This window comes from Xenorhabdus sp. NBAII XenSa04 (assembly GCF_963866145.1).
Taxonomy (GTDB): domain Bacteria; phylum Pseudomonadota; class Gammaproteobacteria; order Enterobacterales; family Enterobacteriaceae; genus Xenorhabdus; species Xenorhabdus indica.
Map to the genome: position 1 here is coordinate 1 of NZ_CAWMEB010000146.1, position 22,925 is coordinate 22,925.

Annotated in this window: 19 protein-coding genes, 1 tRNA gene and 1 pseudogene; 2 read left to right on the forward strand and 19 right to left on the reverse strand. The window is 40.2% G+C overall.

What is annotated here, in order from left to right; genetic code table 11:
• Positions 1-24: 24 nt before the first annotated feature.
• The 13 genes from AAC147_RS06775 to gpt all read right to left on the reverse strand — a co-directional run bounded on the left by AAC147_RS06775 (position 25) and on the right by gpt (position 14,804).
• Positions 25-117, reverse strand: a tRNA-Ser gene (locus AAC147_RS06775).
• 446 nt (positions 118-563) lie between these two features.
• Positions 564-749: a carbon storage regulator CsrA gene (gene csrA, locus AAC147_RS06780; protein WP_010845367.1), complete on the reverse strand. Its 186-nt coding sequence runs from the start codon at positions 747-749 to the stop codon at positions 564-566.
• A gap of 245 nt (positions 750-994) precedes the next feature.
• Positions 995-3,622: an alanine--tRNA ligase gene (alaS, locus tag AAC147_RS06785; RefSeq protein WP_047679745.1), complete on the reverse strand. Its 2,628-nt coding sequence runs from the start codon at positions 3,620-3,622 to the stop codon at positions 995-997.
• 317 nt (positions 3,623-3,939) lie between these two features.
• Positions 3,940-5,016, reverse strand: a complete 1,077-nt coding sequence (gene recA, locus AAC147_RS06790) for a recombinase RecA (RefSeq protein ID WP_038263203.1) — start codon at positions 5,014-5,016, stop codon at positions 3,940-3,942.
• 124 nt (positions 5,017-5,140) lie between these two features.
• On the reverse strand, positions 5,141-5,644 hold the full coding sequence (gene pncC, locus AAC147_RS06795; protein ID WP_047679747.1) for a nicotinamide-nucleotide amidase: 504 nt from the start codon (positions 5,642-5,644) through the stop codon (positions 5,141-5,143).
• A 25-nt stretch (positions 5,645-5,669) separates the two neighbouring features.
• Entirely contained in the window at positions 5,670-6,866 is a 1,197-nt protein-coding gene (lplT, locus tag AAC147_RS06800; protein WP_047679749.1) for a lysophospholipid transporter LplT, read from the reverse strand.
• 4 nt (positions 6,867-6,870) lie between these two features.
• Positions 6,871-9,018 carry a bifunctional acyl-ACP--phospholipid O-acyltransferase/long-chain-fatty-acid--ACP ligase gene (aas, locus tag AAC147_RS06805; RefSeq protein ID WP_047679793.1) on the reverse strand — a complete coding sequence of 716 codons (2,148 nt, stop codon included), beginning with the start codon at positions 9,016-9,018 and terminating at the stop codon, positions 6,871-6,873.
• Between the two features lie 144 nt (positions 9,019-9,162).
• Positions 9,163-9,693, reverse strand: coding sequence for a shikimate kinase AroL (gene aroL, locus AAC147_RS06810; RefSeq protein ID WP_047679751.1), 531 nt, complete (start codon positions 9,691-9,693; stop codon positions 9,163-9,165).
• A gap of 164 nt (positions 9,694-9,857) precedes the next feature.
• The gene (gene proA, locus AAC147_RS06815; RefSeq protein ID WP_047679753.1) at positions 9,858-11,111 is read right to left on the reverse strand and encodes a glutamate-5-semialdehyde dehydrogenase; all 1,254 of its coding nucleotides are present in this window, start codon (positions 11,109-11,111) and stop codon (positions 9,858-9,860) included.
• Positions 11,112-11,121: 10 nt separating this feature from the next.
• Positions 11,122-12,225, reverse strand: coding sequence for a glutamate 5-kinase (gene proB / locus AAC147_RS06820; protein WP_047679755.1), 1,104 nt, complete (start codon positions 12,223-12,225; stop codon positions 11,122-11,124).
• 232 nt (positions 12,226-12,457) lie between these two features.
• Positions 12,458-12,847, reverse strand: a complete 390-nt coding sequence (gene crl, locus AAC147_RS06825; protein ID WP_047679757.1) for a sigma factor-binding protein Crl — start codon at positions 12,845-12,847, stop codon at positions 12,458-12,460.
• A gap of 73 nt (positions 12,848-12,920) precedes the next feature.
• The gene (gene frsA, locus AAC147_RS06830) at positions 12,921-14,168 is read right to left on the reverse strand and encodes an esterase FrsA (protein WP_047679759.1); all 1,248 of its coding nucleotides are present in this window, start codon (positions 14,166-14,168) and stop codon (positions 12,921-12,923) included.
• A gap of 180 nt (positions 14,169-14,348) precedes the next feature.
• On the reverse strand, positions 14,349-14,804 hold the full coding sequence (gene gpt / locus AAC147_RS06835) for a xanthine phosphoribosyltransferase (protein WP_047679761.1): 456 nt from the start codon (positions 14,802-14,804) through the stop codon (positions 14,349-14,351).
• Positions 14,805-15,059: 255 nt separating this feature from the next.
• On the opposite strand from gpt, the gene pepD reads away from it, so the two are divergent.
• Positions 15,060-16,520, forward strand: coding sequence for a beta-Ala-His dipeptidase (gene pepD, locus AAC147_RS06840; protein ID WP_047679763.1), 1,461 nt, complete (start codon positions 15,060-15,062; stop codon positions 16,518-16,520).
• A 73-nt stretch (positions 16,521-16,593) separates the two neighbouring features.
• Here pepD and dinB read toward each other — a convergent pair whose 3' ends face one another.
• Both dinB and AAC147_RS06850 read right to left on the reverse strand, forming a co-directional pair.
• Complete coding sequence (dinB, locus tag AAC147_RS06845; RefSeq protein WP_047679765.1) at positions 16,594-17,649, reverse strand: DNA polymerase IV; 1,056 nt, start codon at positions 17,647-17,649, stop codon at positions 16,594-16,596.
• Positions 17,650-18,075: 426 nt separating this feature from the next.
• Complete coding sequence (locus AAC147_RS06850; protein ID WP_052189406.1) at positions 18,076-18,816, reverse strand: ester cyclase; 741 nt, start codon at positions 18,814-18,816, stop codon at positions 18,076-18,078.
• A 260-nt stretch (positions 18,817-19,076) separates the two neighbouring features.
• On the opposite strand from AAC147_RS06850, the pseudogene AAC147_RS06855 reads away from it, so the two are divergent.
• Positions 19,077-19,237 (forward strand): annotated as a pseudogene (locus AAC147_RS06855) (IS30 family transposase); the annotation flags it as partial.
• A 114-nt stretch (positions 19,238-19,351) separates the two neighbouring features.
• Here AAC147_RS06855 and AAC147_RS06860 read toward each other — a convergent pair.
• The 4 genes from AAC147_RS06860 to AAC147_RS06875 form a co-directional block, all read right to left on the reverse strand.
• The gene (locus AAC147_RS06860; RefSeq protein WP_047679767.1) at positions 19,352-19,789 is read right to left on the reverse strand and encodes a MauE/DoxX family redox-associated membrane protein; all 438 of its coding nucleotides are present in this window, start codon (positions 19,787-19,789) and stop codon (positions 19,352-19,354) included.
• Between the two features lie 100 nt (positions 19,790-19,889).
• Positions 19,890-20,312, reverse strand: coding sequence for a carboxymuconolactone decarboxylase family protein (locus AAC147_RS06865; RefSeq protein ID WP_047679769.1), 423 nt, complete (start codon positions 20,310-20,312; stop codon positions 19,890-19,892).
• Positions 20,313-20,370: 58 nt separating this feature from the next.
• Positions 20,371-21,489, reverse strand: coding sequence for a hypothetical protein (locus AAC147_RS06870; protein ID WP_052189408.1), 1,119 nt, complete (start codon positions 21,487-21,489; stop codon positions 20,371-20,373).
• A gap of 44 nt (positions 21,490-21,533) precedes the next feature.
• Positions 21,534-22,895, reverse strand: a complete 1,362-nt coding sequence (locus AAC147_RS06875) for an aldehyde dehydrogenase family protein (RefSeq protein WP_047679771.1) — start codon at positions 22,893-22,895, stop codon at positions 21,534-21,536.
• Positions 22,896-22,925 lie beyond the last annotated feature (30 nt).

A 22,925-nucleotide genomic window follows, 5' to 3' on the forward strand; every position in this document is an offset into this window, starting at 1 on the left:
CTGAGCTACGGATGCGTTGTAAAATGGCGGTGAGGGAGGGATTCGAACCCTCGATGCAGCTCTTAACCACATACTCCCTTAGCAGGGGAGCGCCTTCAGCCTCTCGGCCACCTCACCATACGCTTTAAAACTCTTGACTTAAGCTCTAGACTTGAAGTTCTCACCTCAAAACTTTTTGAATCTTTACTTCTGAGGCTTACTCAGAAGCTTTTCTTAAAGCTCGTCGTCGTTGCGATGGCGCACATATTACTTTCCCAGCCTGATAAGTCAAACAATTTTTCGCAACTTTTTTTTGTTTGAATACTTTGCGCACATAATGATGAGATTAACATCTAAAAGTCTGTTTTATCGACAGTGAAATTCCCTGAGATGCGTAAAAATTGATGGAAAAAATTATTCACTTCTATGACATCATGAATGATGTCTTTTCAACAGATAGAAAATAAAAAAATGTGGGAAAATAGAATTAAGGTAACAAAAAAGGATAAACCATGTGGTTCATAAAGAAAGGGAGGAAGTAGAGTAGCGCCCAAGTTTAAAAAAGCATGGACGCCATTCTTGAATTAAAAAGTTGTAGGCTGAGACTTCTCTGCCTGAATCCGTTGATAAATTTCTTCACGGTGAACAGAAACTTCCTTGGGTGCATTCACACCAATTCGAACTTGGTTGCCTTTAACTCCCAGTACTGTAACTGTTACCTCATCGCCTATCATGAGCGTTTCACCAACTCGACGAGTCAGAATAAGCATTCTTTGCTCCTTGAAAATTTAAAAGAGTCGGGTCTCTAGGTTTCCCCGCTATTATCCATCAAACACCGTGAAAACGTAAAGCTATGATATCTACTTAAAGCATAAGCAGTTTTGAACACATTTCCTATATCTATAGGATAGCTAAAATATAAGTATGTGCCCAACGTTTCAACAATTTCACAACAAAAAACATTTGGCACCATAAAAATAGTTTCATGGTGCCACTACTATCACGGCGATATTAACTACAACCGCAATATTACCCACTCTTCTACACTAGCTAATGCGGAAGGAAGAGCTGCTACATCTGTCCCACCAGCCTGAGCCAGATCAGGACGTCCTCCTCCTTTACCTCCAACTTGTTGGGCAACAAAAGAGATTAAATCACCCGCTTTTATTCTAGCAGTCAAATCCTTTGTTATACCAACAATTAGGGAGACTTTATCACCAGTCACAGTAGAAAGCACAATAATTGCTGATCCTAATTGATTTTTCAGATCATCAACCATCGTTCTGAGCATTTTGGGTTCAACTTCACCCAACTGTGTCACCAGTAGACGAATACCTTGGATATCTTTCGCTTGGTTAGCCAAAGAAGAGCTTTCTTGAGCTGCCTGCTGAGATTTCAACTGTTGCAACTCCTTTTCCAATTGTTTCGTTCTATCCAGCGTCGTTTTCACCTTCTCACTCAGACTACTGATATCCCCCTTCACCAAATGAGCTATATCTTGCAATAATTCAGTTTGTTGATAAATAGAATTTAGTGCAGTTTGCCCTGTAACTGCTTCTATACGGCGGATCCCAGCGGCTGTACCTGATTCACTGATAATACGGAACAACCCGATATCACCGGTACGACTTGCATGAGTTCCACCACACAACTCAGTAGAAAAATCGCCCATGCTCAATACACGTACTTGCTCATCATACTTTTCACCAAATAGTGCCATAGCACCTTTGGCTTTTGCTGTTTCCAAGTCCATTAATTCTGTAACAATTGGTAAATTTTTGCGAATTTCTCCATTTACCAGATTTTCTACTTGACGAATTTGTTCTGGCTTCATTGCTTCAAAATGGGAGAAGTCAAAACGCAGATACTTATCATTTACCAAAGAACCTTTCTGAGAAACATGCTCTCCCAGAATTTGACGCAATGCTGCATGTAATAAGTGAGTAGCAGAGTGGTTCAAACGAATTGTATCTCTGCGCACTGCATTAACTTTGGCATCAACTGTACCATTAACGCTCAGACTACCATTTGTCAATTTACCAATATGACCAATTGCCTGACCATATTTCTGGGTATCAACAACTTCAAATGTACTTTCACCGCAGAAGAGCTTGCCTGTATCCCCGACTTGTCCGCCAGATTCAGCATAGAAGGCCGTCTTATCAAGTATAACGATCGCTTCTTCACCAGCATGAAGTTGCTCAACTGGCTCTCCATGGCGATAAATAGCCGTTACAGCCGCTTTTTGAGAGTTATGTTCATAACCAGAAAAATCGCTGTGGCTATCAACTTTGATTACTTCATTGTAATCAGTACCAAAACCACTGGATTCACGAGCACGACGACGCTGACTATCCATTGCAATCTCAAAGCCCGCTTCATCAACCTTAATATTGCGTTCACGACAAACATCCGCAGTCAAATCAAGAGGGAAGCCATAGGTGTCATATAAGCGGAAAGCAGTTTCACCATCTAAGGTATCACCAGACAGTTGCGCCAGTTCTTCATCCAGTAATTGCAGGCCACGTTCCAAAGTACGGGCAAATTGCTCTTCTTCTGTTTTTAATACCTGCTCAACTAATGACTGTTGACGTTGCAGTTCTTCACCTGCTGCCCCCATAATTTTGATCAATGGAGCAACCAGCTTATAGAAGAATGTCTCTTTAGCTCCCAACATATTGCCATGACGAATAGCACGGCGAATGATACGACGAAGCACATAACCCCGATTCTCATTCGATGGAATAACACCATCGCAAATCAGGAATGAGCATGAACGGATATGGTCAGCAATAACACGTAGGGATTTATTAGTGAGATCAGTTGCACCCGTCACTTCTGCTACTGTAGCGATCAAATCACGGAACGCATCAATTTCATAGTTGGAATTCACATGCTGCAATACCGCAGCCAAACGCTCCAATCCCATGCCGGTATCAACGGAAGGTTTTGGCAAAGATTCCATTGTACCGTCTGCATGACGGTTAAACTGCATGAAAACGATATTCCAGATTTCAATATATCTGTCACCGTCTTCTTCAGGACTACCTGGAGGCCCACCCCAAATATGTTCACCGTGATCGTAAAAAATTTCTGTACAAGGACCACAAGGGCCTGTATCCCCCATTTGCCAGAAGTTATCTGACGCATAAGGAGCACCTTTATTATCACCAATGCGAATAATTCTTTCTGCTGGAACACCGACTTCTTTGCTCCAGATATTGTAGGCTTCATCGTCTGTCTCATAGACAGTCACCCACAATTTCTCTTTTGGCAGATTGAACCACTCTGCTCCTGTCAACAATTCCCAAGCGTATTTAATCGCATCTTGCTTGAAGTAATCACCAAAACTGAAATTACCCAACATTTCAAAGAAAGTGTGATGACGAGCGGTATAACCAACATTTTCTAAATCGTTGTGCTTGCCGCCAGCACGAACACAGCGCTGAGCCGTTGTTGCTCGAGTATAAGGCCTTTTATCCAACCCAAGAAAAACATCTTTGAATTGGTTCATTCCCGCGTTGGTGAACAACAATGTTGGATCATTGGTTGGCACCAACGAACTACTTGGTACTATTTGGTGCCCTTTAGTGTGAAAAAAGTCAAGAAACGCTTGACGGATCTCAGCGGTGCTTTTGCTCATAATTGTCCCGAAATCAAGCTGAAAAAACAGAATAATGGATGGTTGAGGTGGAATATCTCATCACCATTTCAACTCACGAACACATTAAAATAGGGTTAAGATAGAATGTCTTCCATAAGAAGTAAAATCCCATATAAATCCATTCGCTTTTCAGCATTGTAATTCGTCTGGACATTTTCTGAAAGTCTGTTTGTCAGACCAGTTTCGATACAATCATTTCCAATCGTATTTATGCCTACATAAAAGCAAAAACCACACCCAAACCGGATGTGGTTTTTGACGGAAACAATTTGTGATGATCACAAAGTGAAAAGTGATTAAAATTCTTCGTTATTCACTTCTTCGACGTTGTCTTCATAATCAGTGACATAATCAGAAGCAGCGCTACTGAATCCACCTGCATTATTCAACAGCAATTCACGCAGTTTTTTATCCAGTTCAGATGCAACTTCTGGATGCTCTTTCAGGTAAATTGTGGCATTAGCTTTACCCTGACCAATTTTGTCGCCGTTATAGCTATACCATGCCCCCGCTTTTTCCACCATTTTGTGTTTAACACCCAGGTCGATAAGCTCACCATAAGTATTAATACCTTCACCATACAGGATTTGGAATTCAGCTTGTTTAAAAGGTGCAGCAACTTTGTTCTTAACGACCTTCACACGAGTTTCGCTGCCGACAACTTCATCGCTGTTTTTCACAGAGCCAGTACGACGGATGTCCAGACGAACAGATGCATAGAATTTGAGTGCGTTGCCACCGGTTGTGGTTTCTGGATTACCAAACATCACACCAATTTTCATACGAATCTGGTTAATAAAGATCAGCAATGTATTGGAGTTTTTCAGGTTTCCTGCCAGCTTACGCATAGCCTGGCTCATCATACGAGCCGCCAGCCCCATATGTGAATCACCGATTTCACCTTCGATTTCTGCTTTTGGTGTCAACGCAGCAACAGAATCAACCACAATAACATCAACGGCACCAGAACGTGACAAAGCATCACAAATTTCTAACGCTTGTTCACCAGTATCAGGCTGAGAACACAGTAAGTTATCAATATCCACACCCAATTTTTTGGCATAAACCGGATCAAGGGCATGTTCGGCATCAATAAAAGCACATGTTCTGCCTTCACGCTGAGCAGCAGCAATAACCTGAAGGGTTAGCGTTGTTTTACCGGAAGATTCAGGCCCGTATATTTCAACAATACGCCCCATTGGCAAACCGCCCGCACCTAAAGCAATATCTAGTGACAGTGAACCAGTAGAAATGGTTTCAACATCCATTGAACGGTTTTCGCCCAGACGCATGATAGAACCTTTACCAAATTGTTTTTCAATTTGGCCCAGTGCCGCTGCTAGTGCTTTTTGTTTGTTTTCATCGTTAGCCATGTTTACTCCTTCGTAAGCAATGAAGTGAAGGGGCTGCCCCACTGCTGATAAACTGTTTCTGATACCATGTTTATATAATCAAAGTGCTAAAACCAATTATACTGTATAATCATACAGCATCAAGTTAATTTTTTATGATTTCTTCCAGCAATGTTTTTAAAGAAAAAATAACTGACTGAAGCCGTACAGAGTAACGATCACCAATAAAAAGCCGACGATATGATTTCATGTATATATTTTCACCATCACGAACAGCAAACCCAAAATAGACTGTACCTACTGGTTTTTCTTCGCTGCCACCGTCTGGCCCTGCTACGCCACTGACTGAAATAGCAAAATCTGCTTTAGCGACTTCCAACGCCCCTGAAGCCATTTCTTTAACAACCTGCTCACTGACTGCGCCAAACTGAGCCAGAGACACATGCGATACTCCCAGCATTTCATGCTTGGCATCATTACTGTAAGTTACAAAACCACGATTAAAATAGGCTGAACTACCAGCAATATCTGTGATCGTCTTAGCGATCCATCCTCCTGTGCAGGATTCTGCACAGGTTATGGATAATTGTTTCTGGCGTAACCTTTTCCCAAGTTCAATACTAAGCTGATTCAGGATTTTTTCATCCATAGTACGCCTTTAACTCTATAAGAAATTAATTTTTCTGAAACAGATCCCAAATCCACAACCCGCCGATTGCCAAAGAAAATAAGATACCAAACCCAACACCTATAGCAATGACGGACATTCCTGACATGATGGAAATTAAGTACAGCCCTAACATAATCAGCATTGCGCTGTTTTCACCAAGATTCTGTACCGCAACAGCTTTACCGGCTCCCATTTCATGCTTCCCATGTTCCTGCAACAATGCATTCAATGGCACGACGAAAAGACCACCAAACACACCAAGCGTAATCAGGATTAAGTATGAATGCCATATTGATTGTTGAATGGCAAAAATGATAACAATAACACCGATCAAAATTCCGGCAGGCATACAGCGACGCACAGTTTTCAATGTAATAAACCTTGCAGCCAAACCCGCTCCTACAATAATACCAATCGCAACAACTGCATTCATCAAGGTTGGCGTTGTATTACCTTCAATTCCCAGTACGATAGGTACCCATGCAACCAACAAAAAGCGAAGGGTAACACCAGCTCCCCAGAACAGGCTAGTTCCAACTAAAGAGAAACGGGTTTCGGGGTTTCGCCAAAGGGCAGAAGTAACAACAATAAAATCCACCAGCATTGCTTTAGGAGCCCAACCTTTCCCCTGGCGGGCTGCCGCCAAACGAGGAATATAGAAATTAGCTACCACAGCTGCACTATACATAAAAGCGCATAGCCCTAATGCAAGAAACAGATTGAAATCAGAGAGAAAGCCACCTGCTACAGAACCAATCAGAATCGCTGCAATTGTTGATGCTTCCATCATGCCATTAGCTTTAACCAAATGCGCACCATCAGTCAATTCGCCCAAGATTCCATATTTAGCAGGTGAATAAGCTGCTGCTCCAATTCCCACAAGGGTATATCCCAGAAAAGGGTTCATATCAATGCAGATACTGACAGCACCCAGTAATTTGATGCCATTGGAAAAGAGCATAACCCGGCCTTTCGAAAACCGATCAGCAATTTGCCCCACAAAGGGAGCGAGTACAATATAAGTCAGCACGAAAACAATTTGTAGGGCTGGCAAGCTCCATCCCGGATACGACTCAGCCTTCAATTGAGCTAATATAGCGAAGAATAGTGCATTATCAGCAAAAGCAGACAGAAACTGGGATAATAAAACTGCCTTCATTCCTCGATTTAACAATGGTTGTGTCTCCACAGTCCCATGCATTTCCTTACTCCTGCTCTGCCATTTCTCTTAATGTGACAAAATCAGGTTTGCCACTACCAAGTAAAGGTAATTGCTGCACATAGCGAATATCTCGTGGAACTGCCAGTTCAGGCATACCAATTTCGCGTGCAACAACTAACATCGCATTTCTGTTCAGTACTGTATCTGTCGTGAACAGCACCAGAGCTTCACCTTTACTGTAATCGCTTCTGGCCGTTGCTGCATGCAGAGCATCCGGTGAGATCCTTGACGCAATTTGCTCTACAGCTTCAAGAGAAATCATTTCACCTGCCAATTTAGCAAAACGCTTCACACGCCCTTTAATCGTACAAAAACCCTCTTCATCAATGGAGACAACATCACCTGTATCATACCAACCAAGCTGTAGATTCCCTTCAATATCTTCTGCTGCGGGTGGTTCAAGACGATCCGGAGTCTCAACCCGCAGATAACCTTTCATGATATTCGGGCCACGCAATTGCAGACGTCCACCCTCTTCAATGCCTGGCACAGGCAGTAAGCGCGCTTCCATACCCGGCAAAATCCGTCCAACTGTACCTACTTTGGCAACCATCGGAACATTAATTGCCACAACAGGAGCACATTCTGTCACGCCATAACCTTCCAGAATACGGATGCCAAATTTATCCTGCCAAACACGTTTGGTGTTTTCTGACAGTTTTTCTGCACCTGCAACGACATAGCGCAAGCGGGCAAAATCATAAGGGTGGGCAAAACGGGCATAATTACCCAAGAAAGTTGAGGTTCCGAACAGAACCGTACAGTTTTGGTCATAGACCACTTCAGGAATAACACGATAATGCAGTGGATTTGGGTAAAGGAATACACGGCTTCCCGTCATCAAAGGGGTAAATAACCCGACTGTTAGCCCAAAGGCATGAAACAGGGGCAAAGATGACATAAAACGATCCTGCGGAGTAAAGTCTGCAATCGTTTTAATTTGCTCAACATTAGCTAATAAACTGGCATGACTATGCACAACTCCTTTTGGTGCACCTTCAGAACCTGAAGTAAACAGGATCAGCGCCTCATCTTCTGGTTTCTGTGAAGGCAGAATAGCTTTGGTTGGGAAAATTAAGTGCCAGAATATCCAAAATTTATCGTCCCGTGTGATGGTATCTTTCAGATCTTCAAGATAGACCCAATTCGCTTCGGTTACCTGCTCAGGCAAATGGGTTAACTGCCCTTTTTCCAGAAATTGACGAGAAGTCACAATGGTTTTGATTGTCGCCGCTTGTATGGCATTTTTAACACCACTGCTCCCCGCCGTATAGTTTAACAAGGCCGGAACCCGTCCTCTCAGCGATGCACCGTATATAGCAGCCGCCATAACAGTAGCATTAGGCAGTAAAAATCCTATTCTTTCACCTTCCTGAGTAAAACGTTCTAAGATCCGACTGACTGCCAATATTTTTTTCAATAGTGTGTGATAACTATCTTCTTTCAGTGCATTATCTTCAATACAAGATTTAAAACGTCCAAAACGCTTTTGAGCTGTCAGATAAGCACTGAATAACGTCTCTTTCGGACGTGTCTGCATTCTCACATCCATCATGACAGCATGCAGTTTTTCTCCCGCCAAACGGCGACGTATTGACGAATCCGGGGCATCAGGCATCGGAAAATCTATGGCAGGTAAAATCTTGATGGTAATTTTAGGGAACCAATGAAGTTTCATAACACCTTTCAAACGCCCAAAAATACTTTGTTCTGCACCATCAATACGGATAGGCACGACTTTAGCATCTGACTTAGCTGCAATGAATGCTGCACCATCATAAACTTTCATCAAAGAGCCCGTTACCGTGATCCGGCCTTCAGGGAAAATGACGATAGGTCGCCCATTATCGATCTCTTTAACCAGTGTTCTGATTGCCATTGGATTCGTTGGATCCAAGGGCACAACATCCGCATAAGGTTTAATAAATTTGAGAAAGCTCCGTGTCGCAATATTAGAATAAATAGCAAATACAGGTTTCACTGGCAGAAAAAGCCCAATCAAAAGACCATCCAAAAAGGAAATATGATTGGGAGTAATAATACATTTGGGGTGTTTGAGATGCTTATCATCACCTTCTACTGTAACTCTAAAGAGCACACGCACAAGTAATCGCAGAAACTTTAAGAGCATATCCATATATCAATCCATATCTCAATATAATTAAATAAAATTAAAGTGAGTAATAAGTAGAGTGATACTATAAGAGGTATAAATGATCTGAGATATAGAATTTATTACTCATATAAAAAATAAACGTAAAAATAAAAAAATATATCAAATTATCTGTTTGTATTGACTCAAAATATAACTTTTTATATCAAGAACGGTATTTTCTATTGGCAGGGTAGCATCAACAATAAAATGTGCACATTCACGATATAATGGCTCTCTTTCTGCCAACACTCCGGTTATTTCTTCCGTTATGGATTTCCCAGTCAAACTAGGGCGCTGTGAATTTTCTGGATTATGAGACAACCGCTCTATCAGAACTTCTACCGGGGCTTGCAGATAAATCACAATGCCATTTTGCCGCATATACAGCCGATTCTCGGCTGCTAATATCATTCCCCCCCCTGTAGAAATGACCCGGTTTTTCTGGCTAACAGCTTTTAATGTTTGGCTTTCCAATTTCCTGAAATAGTCCCAACCACGTTGCTCAACGAGGTCAGCAATAGTCATCCCACATGAAATCTGAATATTTTCATCGGTGTCAACAAATTTATACGCTAACACTTCAGCTAACAAATTACCTATTGTCGTCTTCCCTGCACCACGTGCACCTACGATAAATAGAGTTTGCTTCATTGTATTGTTTTTCCTGAAGGTCTGAGCCATTAAAGTTGAATACAAAATATAGTAACTAAATGTTTACACTTATGTAAAAATATATTTTTACCACGTTAAAAGCCACACTTAATGGTAAGTGTGGCCTGTTCTGAATTAAAAATTACTAAAACAGAATATTGCCATTAACGACGGGTAAGGTAATCTCCGTAACCGATCCATTTATAAGTCGTCAATGCATCCAGTCCCATTGGTCCTCTGGAGTGTAGTTTCTGGGTACTGACAGCAACCTCTGCCCCTAAACCAAACTGACCGCCATCAGTAAAACGTGTACTGGCATTTACATATACAGCTGAAGAATCCACATGACGAATAAAATAGTCTGCATGCTGTAAAGACTCTGTCAAAATAGCATCCGAATGGGCTGTACCATAAGTACGGATATGTTCAATAGCTTTATCAATATCGTTGACAATTTCCACATTCATATCCAATGATAGCCATTCATCGCAATAGTCTTCTTCTGCCACTTCAACAACGTTTGCCGGGCCATCTTTCAGTAACGCCATAGCTGACGCCCCGGCATGCAGTGTTACCTTCTGCCCTTTCATTCTGACACTTAATGCTGGCAGAAAGTCTGCGGCTATCTTCTCATGCACCAAAAGAGTTTCCAAGGCATTACAGGCGCTTGGACGTTGAACTTTTGCATTGGTGATAACTTCCAACGCTTTTTCGAAATTCACATGCTCATCAACAAACGTGTGACAAACGCCAATTCCTCCAGTGATAACTGGAATAGTGGACTGTTCTCGACAAAGTTTATGCAACCCGGCACCACCTCTAGGGATCAGCATGTCAATATAGCGATCCATTTTCAATAATTCGGCAACTAGTTCACGATCAGGTTTATTAATCGCTTGAACCGCCGCGGCAGGTACACCACTTTGTTCTAATGCCTGTTGGATCACTTTTACCATTGCCTGATTGGTATGATGGGTTTCCTTACCACCACGTAGTATCACGGCATTCCCTGTTTTCAGGCATAATGATGCTACATCAATAGTGACATTGGGACGAGCTTCATAAATTACGCCAATTACACCAAGAGGAACACGGTGGCGGCTCAGCTGCAACCCATTATCCAACAATTGTCCATCCATCACCTGCCCCACAGGATCAGCTAATCGACAAACCTGACGCACATCATTAGCAATCGCTTTCAACCGTTCAGGGGTCAGCAATAACCGATCAAGCAATGCCTCATTCATATCCTGTTGACGGGCTTGTTCCATATCTTGCTGATTAGCAGCAAGGATATCTTCTGTTTCCTGCTCAAGTAAATCAGCAATATGACTCAACACCTGATTTTTCTGACTGGTGCTCAATTGAGCCAGTTGCCATGATGCTGCTTTAGCTGCTTTTCCCATCTGCTCTAGCATGGTGGAATCCTTAACTTACGATCATATCATCACGGTGCACAGCAACTGCACCATATTCATAACCCAATATCTGGCAGATTTTCTGTGAATGGTGACCGGCAATCAGGCGTAAAGCGTCACTGTTGTAACGACATACACCATGGGCTAACTTCTTGCCGGATAAGCTACAGATGCGGACAACTTCACCACGGGAAAAGTCACCTGCAACACTTCTTATCCCTTTCGGCAATAAAGAGCTGCCTTTCTCAAGAATGGCAGATTCTGCACCATCATCGACAATGATTTCTCCCGCAGAAGGTGCACCGAAGATCCAGCGCTTACGATTTTCCATCGGACTGGCCAAGCCATGAAAACGTGTACCAACCGATTTGTCCTCAATCACATCAGCAACGACATTGGCTCTATTACCCGCAGCAATAATCACATCAATTCCGGCACGACCTGCAACACCTGCGGCCTGAAGTTTTGTTGCCATACCGCCAGTTCCAAGACCTGAAACGCTATCCCCGGCCATCATTTTGAGTTCATCGCTGATATCATGCACTTCATGAATAAGTTCCGCATTAGGATTATTACGAGGATCGGCAGTATATAGCCCTTCAATGTCTGTCAGAAGCAACAATTTATCCGCACTACCCAGAATTGCCGCCAAAGCAGAAAGGTTATCATTATCACCCACTTTGATCTCTGCTGTTGCAACTGCATCATTCTCATTAATGATAGGGATAATCTGATTATCAAGTAATGCATGAAGTGTATCCCTTGCATTCAGGAAACGTTCACGATCTTCCAGATCTGCTCGGGTTAACAACATTTGGCCGACATGAATACCATAAATGGAGAAAAGCTGCTCCCATAATTGGATCAATCGGCTTTGCCCTACAGCAGCAAGCAACTGTTTTGAAGCAATTGTTGCCGGTAGTTCTGGATAACCAAGATGTTCCCGACCTGCGGCAATGGCACCGGAAGTTACAATAATAATACGGTGACCTTTCTCATGTTGCTGCGCGCATTGCCGAACCAACTCCACCATATGGGCACGATTTAAACGACGGGAACCACCAGTCAGTACACTCGTCCCCAGTTTCACAACCAATGTTTGACTGTCATTCATCATATTCCTGCCATTACCATTCATTTGAAAAATAAATAAGACACAATAAATTTAAAAAACAGAGTTCAGTTTTAGCAGGAGAGAAGCGTCATGCCAACTGGCATAACGCAAAATTCAAAAAAAGTTGATTTATACCCTTAATTCATTAGGTTGCTTTCTTATTGATTCCATTTATTTATGATCCTGATACAACTTAAAATTTATCAGGTATAAAACAAATTCATGCCAAAATTTAGATCTGAGGAGTGACAGTGTTGTCAGATGGAATTAGCGTCAGTTTGAAGATATCAAGAGAATCGGACAGACGTTTGTGAAACGCCTGTAATGTTGATTCAAGATGCTTAAGATCAGCTTCTTTTTTGATACTCATTGGTTGCCACTCACCATGTTTATCAAATAGACCTATCTGATAGTTATAAACAAACCCTTTTTCCTGTAATTCCAATTCTAACCACCAGCCCCAAAACTCCCGTTTTTCTGGTGCTGCTTTTGCACTCACACAGACAGCCAAGCAATCAAAAAAGAAGTAATCATTTTGGCATCTTAGTTCGCGTAAATAGGGCCCTAATGCAGAAAAACTCTTTAACAACTTATTTCTGGAATAACTTGCGGGTACAGTCATACAAAGGTCTCCTTTATAAACAGAAGCACATTTGTATCAAATGATTAAAAAATTTCAACTATTAAATTTAAGTTTAGTCAACTTTATCTTTCAACCATACACTTGATTCGTGTAATGCCCGACTGAAACCACTGTAAACAGGCGTTGACGGAATTGCCAATAAAGAGCCATCCATTGATGATCTAGCAATAAGTTTTGAGTCTTCTCTTGGACTGAAAATATCATCCTTCCAATATACTGAAAACATTGGCACAGAACAGCGACGCCCCAGTAATCCTTGATTTTTCAAAGAATAACAGCTCAGTTCTAAACGCAGAGCAGCTTCATCAACATGGTAAACGCCCAGACGACTGGCAAGTACATCTTTGTACATTGACGGAATTTTCTGCTGTAACTTTTCATCATGCAATAGTTCATGAACAACCGGGCTGACCACAGCCACTCCCTTAATAAGATGAGGTTCCAGATACGCGAGACGAACAGCAATATTGGCACCAAAACGAAAACCAAAAATGCCCACTCTTGTATGATCAATCCACGGAACAGTTTTTAATTGTTGCAATACTTGTTGATGAAGAGCGCAGGTATCCTGTGTCAATGTAAACTTGGCTGAATAACCTACAGAAGGCATATCCACCGTCAGCATTGCAAAACCTAGCGGTGAGAAATGTTCCCGAAACAATCGCCAACAATCACTTTGCAAACTATCAAGACTGGCACAAACAAGTATTGTCGGACACGGTTCCTGAACATCTGGAGGAATATGCAGTAAACCAGTAACGGTTTTACCCTCTTCTAACTGAAATTTCAGTTTTTTCAACTGATAATCAGAGAAATGTGCTGCATTTTCATAAGCTTTATTAGCCAGGGCAACAGCCTGATCTGCCAATTCGTCACCACGCAGATGGGGATACGCAGCAATGCTGTATAACATTGAGGCTTTTAACCAACACTCACTGGCTTCAGAGCCCTGTTCAGCATGCTGTGCTTTCTGCTGCCAGAACATAGCCTGTTGTGACCATTCAAAGGCCCAATTCCCTTTACGATAGCCAATCACTGTGTCCAATAAATGGTCATGACTACGCTCAGCATTTGTCACCGCAATCCTGCTGAGAACATCTTGAATTTCCAGCGGATTAATCCCCCTCCAGATCCAAGCGAGCCAGTTAATCATGCGATACCAGCGTTCCTGGCGTTCTCCACTGAGCACTTTATCACTGGCATCAGTCACTTGTGGACAAACGTATTTTACCAATGTAGAAGTTTCCCGCTGTTTAACCTGAGGTTTAAACAGCGATTCTGAAAGGTTATGTTTAGTCATGGCAAAAGAAATTTATTACTGCTTATCACAAAAATACCCAATAGATTTCGAGTTGCATTGCAGTAGCAATAGAAAAATCCCCAGGCGCATAGGTAACTAAACTATATGACTGGGGTAGCTATGAAGAATAGCGCAACCAATTAAAGAGCAACTTGCAAGATGAGAGGTATAGTATAATTATTATTCACAGATAGGCGGGATAAACATTACGCCCATATCCCACGGCTGTTCAATCCATGTGTTTTGAGGAATATCAACCACATAATCATCCACTAACGGACGGCCTGCAGGTTTGGCAAAAATCGTCACAAAGTGCGCTTTGGGATACATCTCACGGATCGCCTGAGCAGTGCCTCCGGTATCAACCAAATCATCAACGATGATAAAGCCTTCTCCATCTCCTTCGGCTTTTTTCAATACCTTTAACTCACGCTGATTATCATGATCATAGCTGGAAATACAAACTGTATCCACATGACGGAGCCCCAGTTCACGAGCCAATAATGCTCCAGGTACAAGCCCGCCACGACTTACAGCAATAATACCTTTCCATTGCTCTGCGGGAAGTAAACGTTGTGCCAGTTTACGGGCATGTATTTGCAACATATCCCACGTTACGACATATTTTTCGCTCATAAAATTTGATCCTGGAAACTAAGAAAATCTCAGAAAAGAGTTTGTTGCGGAATAAAGGTTGCGCGAGATTATAGTGAGTTAGGCAAGCAAAAACCAGCAAAAACAAGGTACATCCTGATTGCGCATTATCCACAAGAAAATGGTATTCTCAGGCAAGAGCATAGACACTGGGCAGCTCAAGATGATACAAGCCCCCGATATGTCAAACATTATATACTTCCCATTTCATCAAGATGCAGTTACAGGAGATCTGACGTGTCCGAATTATCAACACTATCCCCTCAGCCATTATGGGATATTTTTGCTAAAATTTGCTCCATTCCACACCCATCCTATCATGAAGAAGAACTGGCCTCTCACATCATTGAATGGGCCAAAAACAGAAATTTCCATGTTGAGCGCGATGAAGTCGGTAATATCCTGATTAGAAAACCGGCCACAAAAGGCATGGAAAACCGCAAGGCGGTAGTACTTCAAGCTCATCTTGATATGGTTCCTCAAAAAAATAATGATACACAACACGATTTTACGAAAGATCCCATCCGTCCTTACATTGATGGTGACTGGATAACGGCTGAAGGTACAACATTAGGGGCAGATAATGGTATTGGTATGGCTTCCGCCTTGGCAGTACTGGCAGACGAATCTGTCAAACACGGCCCGCTGGAAGTTTTACTGACCATGACTGAAGAAGCAGGTATGGATGGTGCATTTGGCCTTCAACCTGACTGGTTGCAAGCTGATATTCTGATAAATACTGATTCAGAAGAAGAAGGCGAAATCTATATGGGTTGTGCAGGCGGTATTGATTTTGTCTCAACGATGACACTCTCCCGCGAGTCTCTGCCAGCAAACTATCAAACTCTGCAACTAACGCTGAAGGGCTTGAAAGGCGGTCATTCCGGTGGTGATATCCACTTAGGATTAGGTAACGCTAACAAATTACTGGCTCGTTTCCTCGCTACACATACAGAAGAACTTGGCCTGAGATTGATTCATTTTCAGGGAGGGACACTGCGCAATGCTATTCCTCGTGAAGGCTCTACTATCATTGCCGTGCCAACAGAGCAGCGCCAAAAGCTACATCAGTTAAAAGATGATTATTTGGAAACATTGAAAAATGAATATGCGGTTTCTGACACGAATTTGACTCTCTTATTGAACAAAATTGAAACTTCATCACCCGCATTGACAGAAGACTGCCAGTCTCGCTTTATCTCTATGCTAAACACTATGCCTAACGGTGTTATTCGTATGAGCGATGTCGCTAAAGGTGTTGTAGAAACATCCCTGAATGTAGGCGTTGTTAATATGGAAGCAGACAGAGTGGAAATTATCTGTCTGATCCGTTCATTAATTGAAAGTGGTAAAGCCTATGTTGCCGGGATGCTGAATTCTCTGGCAAAACTGTCCGGCGCAGAAACAACAGCAAGTGGCGGTTATCCTGGCTGGCAACCGGATGCCAATTCTCCAGTTATGCATTTAGTCCGCGAAACTTATCACCAATTGTTCGACAACATGCCGAATATTATGGTGATCCACGCAGGTTTGGAATGTGGATTGTTTAAAAAACCGTATCCAGATATGGATATGGTCTCCATTGGCCCAACCATTCGTGGTGCACATTCACCTGATGAAAGGGTTCACATTAAGAGTGTTGATCAGTATTGGCAATTGCTGACTGCCATTCTGAAATCAATTCCGGTGAAAGAGTAGTAATGCCTGCATTCCCCTGTTCACAGGCAGGGGAATATTCTTTCTTACATGCTTTCCCCCATAACAAGCAGCATTACCATTCTAACAATAACTGACGTTCCAGTTGTGGATTCTGTAATGTCACATGCAGACCAACTAACCGGACACCCCGGCCTTCTCTGCGAATTTCCCAAGCCTGTCTGGCGATCCGAAGCAGATCCTGTTTATCTAATAGAGGATGGACATGCTCCTGTGTCGTCAGTTGAAAATCATCAAATTTTAATTTAATGCCCTGACGAGCAATACGCAGATCAGGCTTAACCTTTCCCAACCGCTTTTCCAGTTCAGGGTAAAGTTGTTCAATTAATTCGGCACAATCACGCCAATCATGAATATCCTGCGCCAGTGTTTTTTCTACACCAACAGATTTACGTAAGCGCTCAGGCTTGATTAAGCGTTCATCAATACCATGACAACGCTGCCAAAGCGCTAAGCCAAATTTCCCTAATTTTTTTATTAACTCTAACTTGTCATAGCGTTGCACATCCACACAGGTTTCCAAACCTATCCCCGATAATCGATTAGCCGTTACTTTTCCCACGCCGGGAATTTTGTGCAATGGTAAAGATTTCACAAACTCTTCAACTTGTTCAGGAGCAATCACATACTGACCATTGGGTTTATTGATATCTGATGCAATTTTGGCCAGAAATTTAACGGGTGCAACACCTGCCGAAGCAGTTAGTTGCAACTCCTCAAAAATGACCTGACGAATCTCTTTAGCAATTAACGTAGCGGAGCCATAACAATATTGGCAATTCGTTACATCCAGATAAGCCTCATCCAGAGACAAAGGTTCAATCAATTCGGTATAACGGGAAAAAATCTGGCGGATATGTTGAGAAACTTCTTTATAGAACGCCATACGTCCTGAAATCACTTTCAATTGAGGACAAAGTTTTAAAGCCATTGAGGTAGACATAGCACTGTGTACGCCGAAACGGCGGGCAGGATAATTCGCTGTACTGATAACACCTCGCCTGTCAGCACTGCCACCAACAGCAATAGGAATATCGCGAAGTGATGGGTTATCCCGCATTTCAATAGCAGCAAAAAAGCAGTCCATATCAATATGAATAATCTTGCGCATCAGATCTCTCCACGACAAAGAAACTGTATAAATATACAGTCGAAAATCATAACGCGCTACTTTTTTTAACCATTTTTATCATACAGGCAAATATCAACCTGCATTTCACTATTATTATCTGTCTAATAAAAGATTTATTTCAAATAACAGGTTAATCAAAATAATTTATTACTTACTTTAATCAGAACAAAAAACAGACTGTAATTTGGGATCATGATTCCAACTTATTGATAGTGATGAATGTTCAGATAATACCCAATAATTCGGTCATGCATTTCCATGGATACATAACCTGAAAATCAAGCGTCAGCAAGTCACCTGGTTCGAATCATGACCGACGTGAAACATTCACGGTGGTTGGAGATCATATTGTTATCAAATATCTGTCACAATTGCTTAGTTCAGATTAAATTATTATTGGGTAGTTTAATATTTAAAATATTTATTCCTTCTTATGCGAATTATTATAAGCAATCCAACTCTAACCATAATTTCAATCGCATGACACTCAATAATGAACTCCATAAGCATTTTTTTATTACTAATACCAATGACTTCGAACGCTCTTTTTAAGTGAGTCTGTACGGTACTGTTTTCTATAGATAATAACCTTGCAATATCTTTGATAGACGTATTTAACGTAGAAAGGGCAAGGCACTCTATTTGCCGATAAGACAATTGATGTCCTAATATTTGATTGATTAAATTATATACCTCAATATTTTTTATATCAAAAACTGGAGAATATGATGAATTTGTCAATTGTAAAATAATATTTTTTATATCAGTCTTTGTGTGATAATGGATAATTTTCCCATCAGTGAAAACAATTTTTGTTGTTCCCCGATAATTAACCTTTTTTCCGGTTGCAGAAATTGAATAAAACTCACCAAGATGTTCTCCTTCAATTTCCCAATCAATAATAATATCTCTATTGTGAGCGCTGATATTGTTCTCTCTGTATACTAAATAAGGAAAAGCCCTGTACCAAATTTTCAATAGTGTTATAAAAGAATCAATACCAACTGAAGTTCCAGTAGGACTTTCAATAATTGTATCATTATCCATCATTTTTATTGATTTATCTGTGGGATTTTTTAGAACCCAAACTTCGTGCATAAAATACTTGGCATTAGATATATTTTTTTCTCTTTGTTTAGTAGTCATAAAGTTATACCTGGCTGATTCGACAAACTAATAAGTGCTATTTTTCAAAAGAGCGGTTAGTTGCTATAACAGGCATCTTTTCTACCACAGGGAAATACACTATGTCCTATACACTATGTCCTATACACAACTGACTGAAACAGAAAGATACCATTTTCCCAGTTTAAAAAAAGCAGGTTGTTCACATCTTTTCATTTACGCGTCATTCAATCGAAATTCACACCTGCCATCAATCTGGAGATGAAGAGAAATCAGAATAAATCAGGCAATATTTTCCAAAGAGAACTGATTTTAATGAATTAACTGATCAGAAAATAAATTTTATTGTAAACCGCTTAAATGATTACTCCAGAAAAACACAGCATGCTAAAACACCAAATGAATTATTAAGGAAATACAAGCACGTTTACTACCAGATTAACAATGTTGTACTTATTATGTAATCTCACCGAATCTAAATATAATTAAAATAATTTTGGTACTGTATTACACAATGCAGTACCATTTAGTTATTATCACTATTTGATCTATTAATTCAGATAATTTTATCTTCACTCATTTTTAATTTTTCAAAAAAATAAAGTAGAAGGGCACAAGAAAACGCAGATAAAACACTATAGTCAAACACACTTTTTAATAAGCCGGTTGTTGCCATTGCGATGGCAAAAATTAATAGCAGGATTGCACTTATCAATGCACTTTCTTTGATTTTAAAGCCTACCATTAGGCATATTGGTAAAATGATTTCCAAGAGAGTAACTCCCCAGCCCAAAATAGGGATCATAAAATCAGGTGCCCAAGGGTTTAAACGTTTAACAACGTCAAGGAATACAGTGAAGTTACCCCATGTAATTTGCTCTTCACCATATCCACTATGAAAACCCAGTCTGTCAGCAACTGCGACTAGAAATGCAATAGAAAGTGAGTAACGTGCGATTAACATTGCATATCTTAATTGATTTCCACTTAACATAGGATTTCCTTTAGTCGTGAAACTATCATGTCTTATGAAAATAATATTCATAGAATATATTATTTAACACATCAACTAAGTTGCAAATAATGGAAATTTACTACCCATTATCTCCAATGCTTACTGCCATTCTATTCAAGGCATTCATGACTGATATAGCAGCAGTCAGATCAACAATTTCTTTTTCTGAAAAAACCTCTTCTAAACGTTCTCTGATAGGGTCAAGATTTTTTTTCTTAATGCTTGTTGTTAGCGCTTCACACCATTCTAATGCCAATATTTCTTTCGGACTATAGATATTGGAATTAAACCAGCCTGGTAACTTATCGAACTTTTCCTCTTTTATACCTAGTTTACGCCCCATTTCTGCATGGAGCCTGCAACAGTAAGCACAACCATTAATTTGTGAGGTTCGCATTTCAACTAAAAGAATAAGCGAGTGATCTAATTCAGTTTTCTGTATTTCATCATAACTTTTATACAGTGGGTTTATTATTTTAGGGGATATTTTTGCGTAATTCATTATAACCTCTGTTTACTATTTTATAAAATTAAAATATAAAATACATTCTCTTTATATATTATTGTAACAGATTTATAGAAAGATCATCTTGTGAAATTCTACCACTTCTCAAAAGTAAAGAGATAGAAAATTGTAAAAAGTCATTTGAAATTAATGAATCAACATTTTCAAACCAAGATTGAGAGTTTTTTGCTGCTATATGTAAATTTAATGATTCATTTTGCCGGCACTGTTGGTAATGTGCAAGGTTGGTCAGATCTAATCTATTGCATGACCTTAAATTTTCCGCTAGTGCAATTGCATCTCCTATTGCTAACTTTGTTCCTGAACCGATAGAAAAATGTGTAGAATGCGCAACATTTCCTAGCAAAACTTTTTTATCGTGATACCAAATTTTGCTTACGGGAGAAACAAAACGACGCCAATAGATTTTTTTTCTAAATATATCATTGAATTTTAATGGATGGCCATGTAAATGTCGGTAAAAAGTTTTTTCCAAAAAATTTATTGTTTGCTTTTTATCCATATATAAAAATCCTGTTTTTATCCAAGTTTCATGTGAACATTCAACAATAAACGTAGAACAATTTTTCTCAAACTTGAAACAATGCGCCCAAAACCAACCTGTTTCTGTTTGTTCGAAAATAAAATTAAAGGTATTATTAAAGAGTTGTGAAGTTCCTAACCATAAATATAAATTATTTCCTTCATGAAGTACTGTATTAAATTTATTTTCTAACTGATTTCTTATTTTACTGTTGGAACCGTCACTTATAACCGTCAGATCAGCGGAAAGCTTAATAAGATCTTCATATTTTAATGAAATATTAAAATGTATTTTGATACCAATATCCTGTGCTCTTTTTCTCAGAATATTGACCATATTTAATCGACTGATAGCAAGAAGTTGTTGTTTGGATGAACGGACTATCTTTCCTCTAATGTGAATATCAATATAATTTAACGTTAAAACATGAGACCTGAGTTGTTCAACAATAATAGGATCAATTTTGGCTAATTGTTGTAAAATTGATTCAGAAAGTGTAAGCCCCCACCCGGTTGTAACGTTTGGTAAATGACGTTCATATATAACAATTTCATGATGGTGATTATGCATTTTTGTAAGAATGGCAAACACTAATCCGGCAGGGCCTGCACCAATACACTGTATTTTCATTTATTTTCTTCCCAAATTATTTAAATTTGAAAGATTCAGATACATCATTGTAAGCCATACGCAACACGTTTAATGTTGACTAAGTGTTTCCAGATGATCGGATCAGTCGTATGGTTGCTGCCAAAAGTTCCGCTACCTTGCATAAATGATATAGGGAGCTCAGTTGTTTCTCCAAGCATGCCATGTGTTGCCGCAGTATTCACCAAAATCCTCCCGGCAGGCATAGCGAGCGAGAATTGATGAATTTCATCGGGATCTTCACTATGTATTACGGCTGTATGACCAGCGCCTTCTTTACAAATTAACGAATAAGAGAGGTCAATACCATTTTCTTCATTGGCAGTATATAACGTTAATATTGGTGCCATTTTTTCATTACTGAGAAAATTATATCTCCCTAATTCAGCGGGTATAACAAGCAATTTAATTGGATAATTGCGCGATAAATGAGCTTTTTCTGCCAATGATGCGGCATTAAGACCAATATTTTCCCGCTTCAGATATTGGGTCTCTTGGTTAAATAACATTTGGATAGCTTGTTCAATTTCACTGTCTGTCAAGATAGCTGCACCATCTGCTTCTAAAGCTATGATCAGGTCATTTCTACAGGCAGGATGTGTTATAAGATTACTTTCTGAGCCACAAACTATACCATTATCATACATTTTTCCCTTAACAATATTGGCAGCAGCTTTTTTGATATTAGCGGATCGCCCAATATAAACCGGAACATTGCCAGGCCCCACACCAAATGCAGGCTTACCTGAACTGTAAGCTGCATGGACTATTGTTTTCCCCCCTGTAGCAAGGATCATATCTACACCAGGGTGCTGCATTAACATATGAGTTTTATCGTGACTTGGCGGTGTACAAACCTGAATCAATGAAATCGGCAAACCATGGGAAACAATAGTCTGTTGTACTAACTGAATAAATTCACTTGCTAATTTATCTGTTTTGGCCGGATAGCTGAAAATGATAGCATTGCGAGTTTTGAGAGAAAGCATGATTTTGAAAAGTGAATTTGGAATTGGATTGGTTAATGGAACAACAGCAAATATCAATCCTACCGGACTGGCATATTCAATGAGTCTTTGGCTTCCATCAAGGCGACCGTAGGTTTTGGTGCCATATAATCCTTTAAATACTTGATTAACAACTAATGCTAATTTGTGTTCTTTATCATCAGCATTGCCGATATGTGTTACAGTAAGCTCTTTTTCGGCCCATTGACGGCAGCGGGAGGAAAAGATTTTAGCTAAATCGTGCAGAACATTATCAATCTCTTCATCTGAGCATTTTTCAATCTCTTTTTGAGCCTCCCTTCCTTGGTAAATTAATGTATCTATATAAAGAGTTGTTTCAGCTTGGTGATCAGAGATATTAATATTTTCTTTTTTTGTCATGTTATTATCCTCAATATTGTTTATTTTATA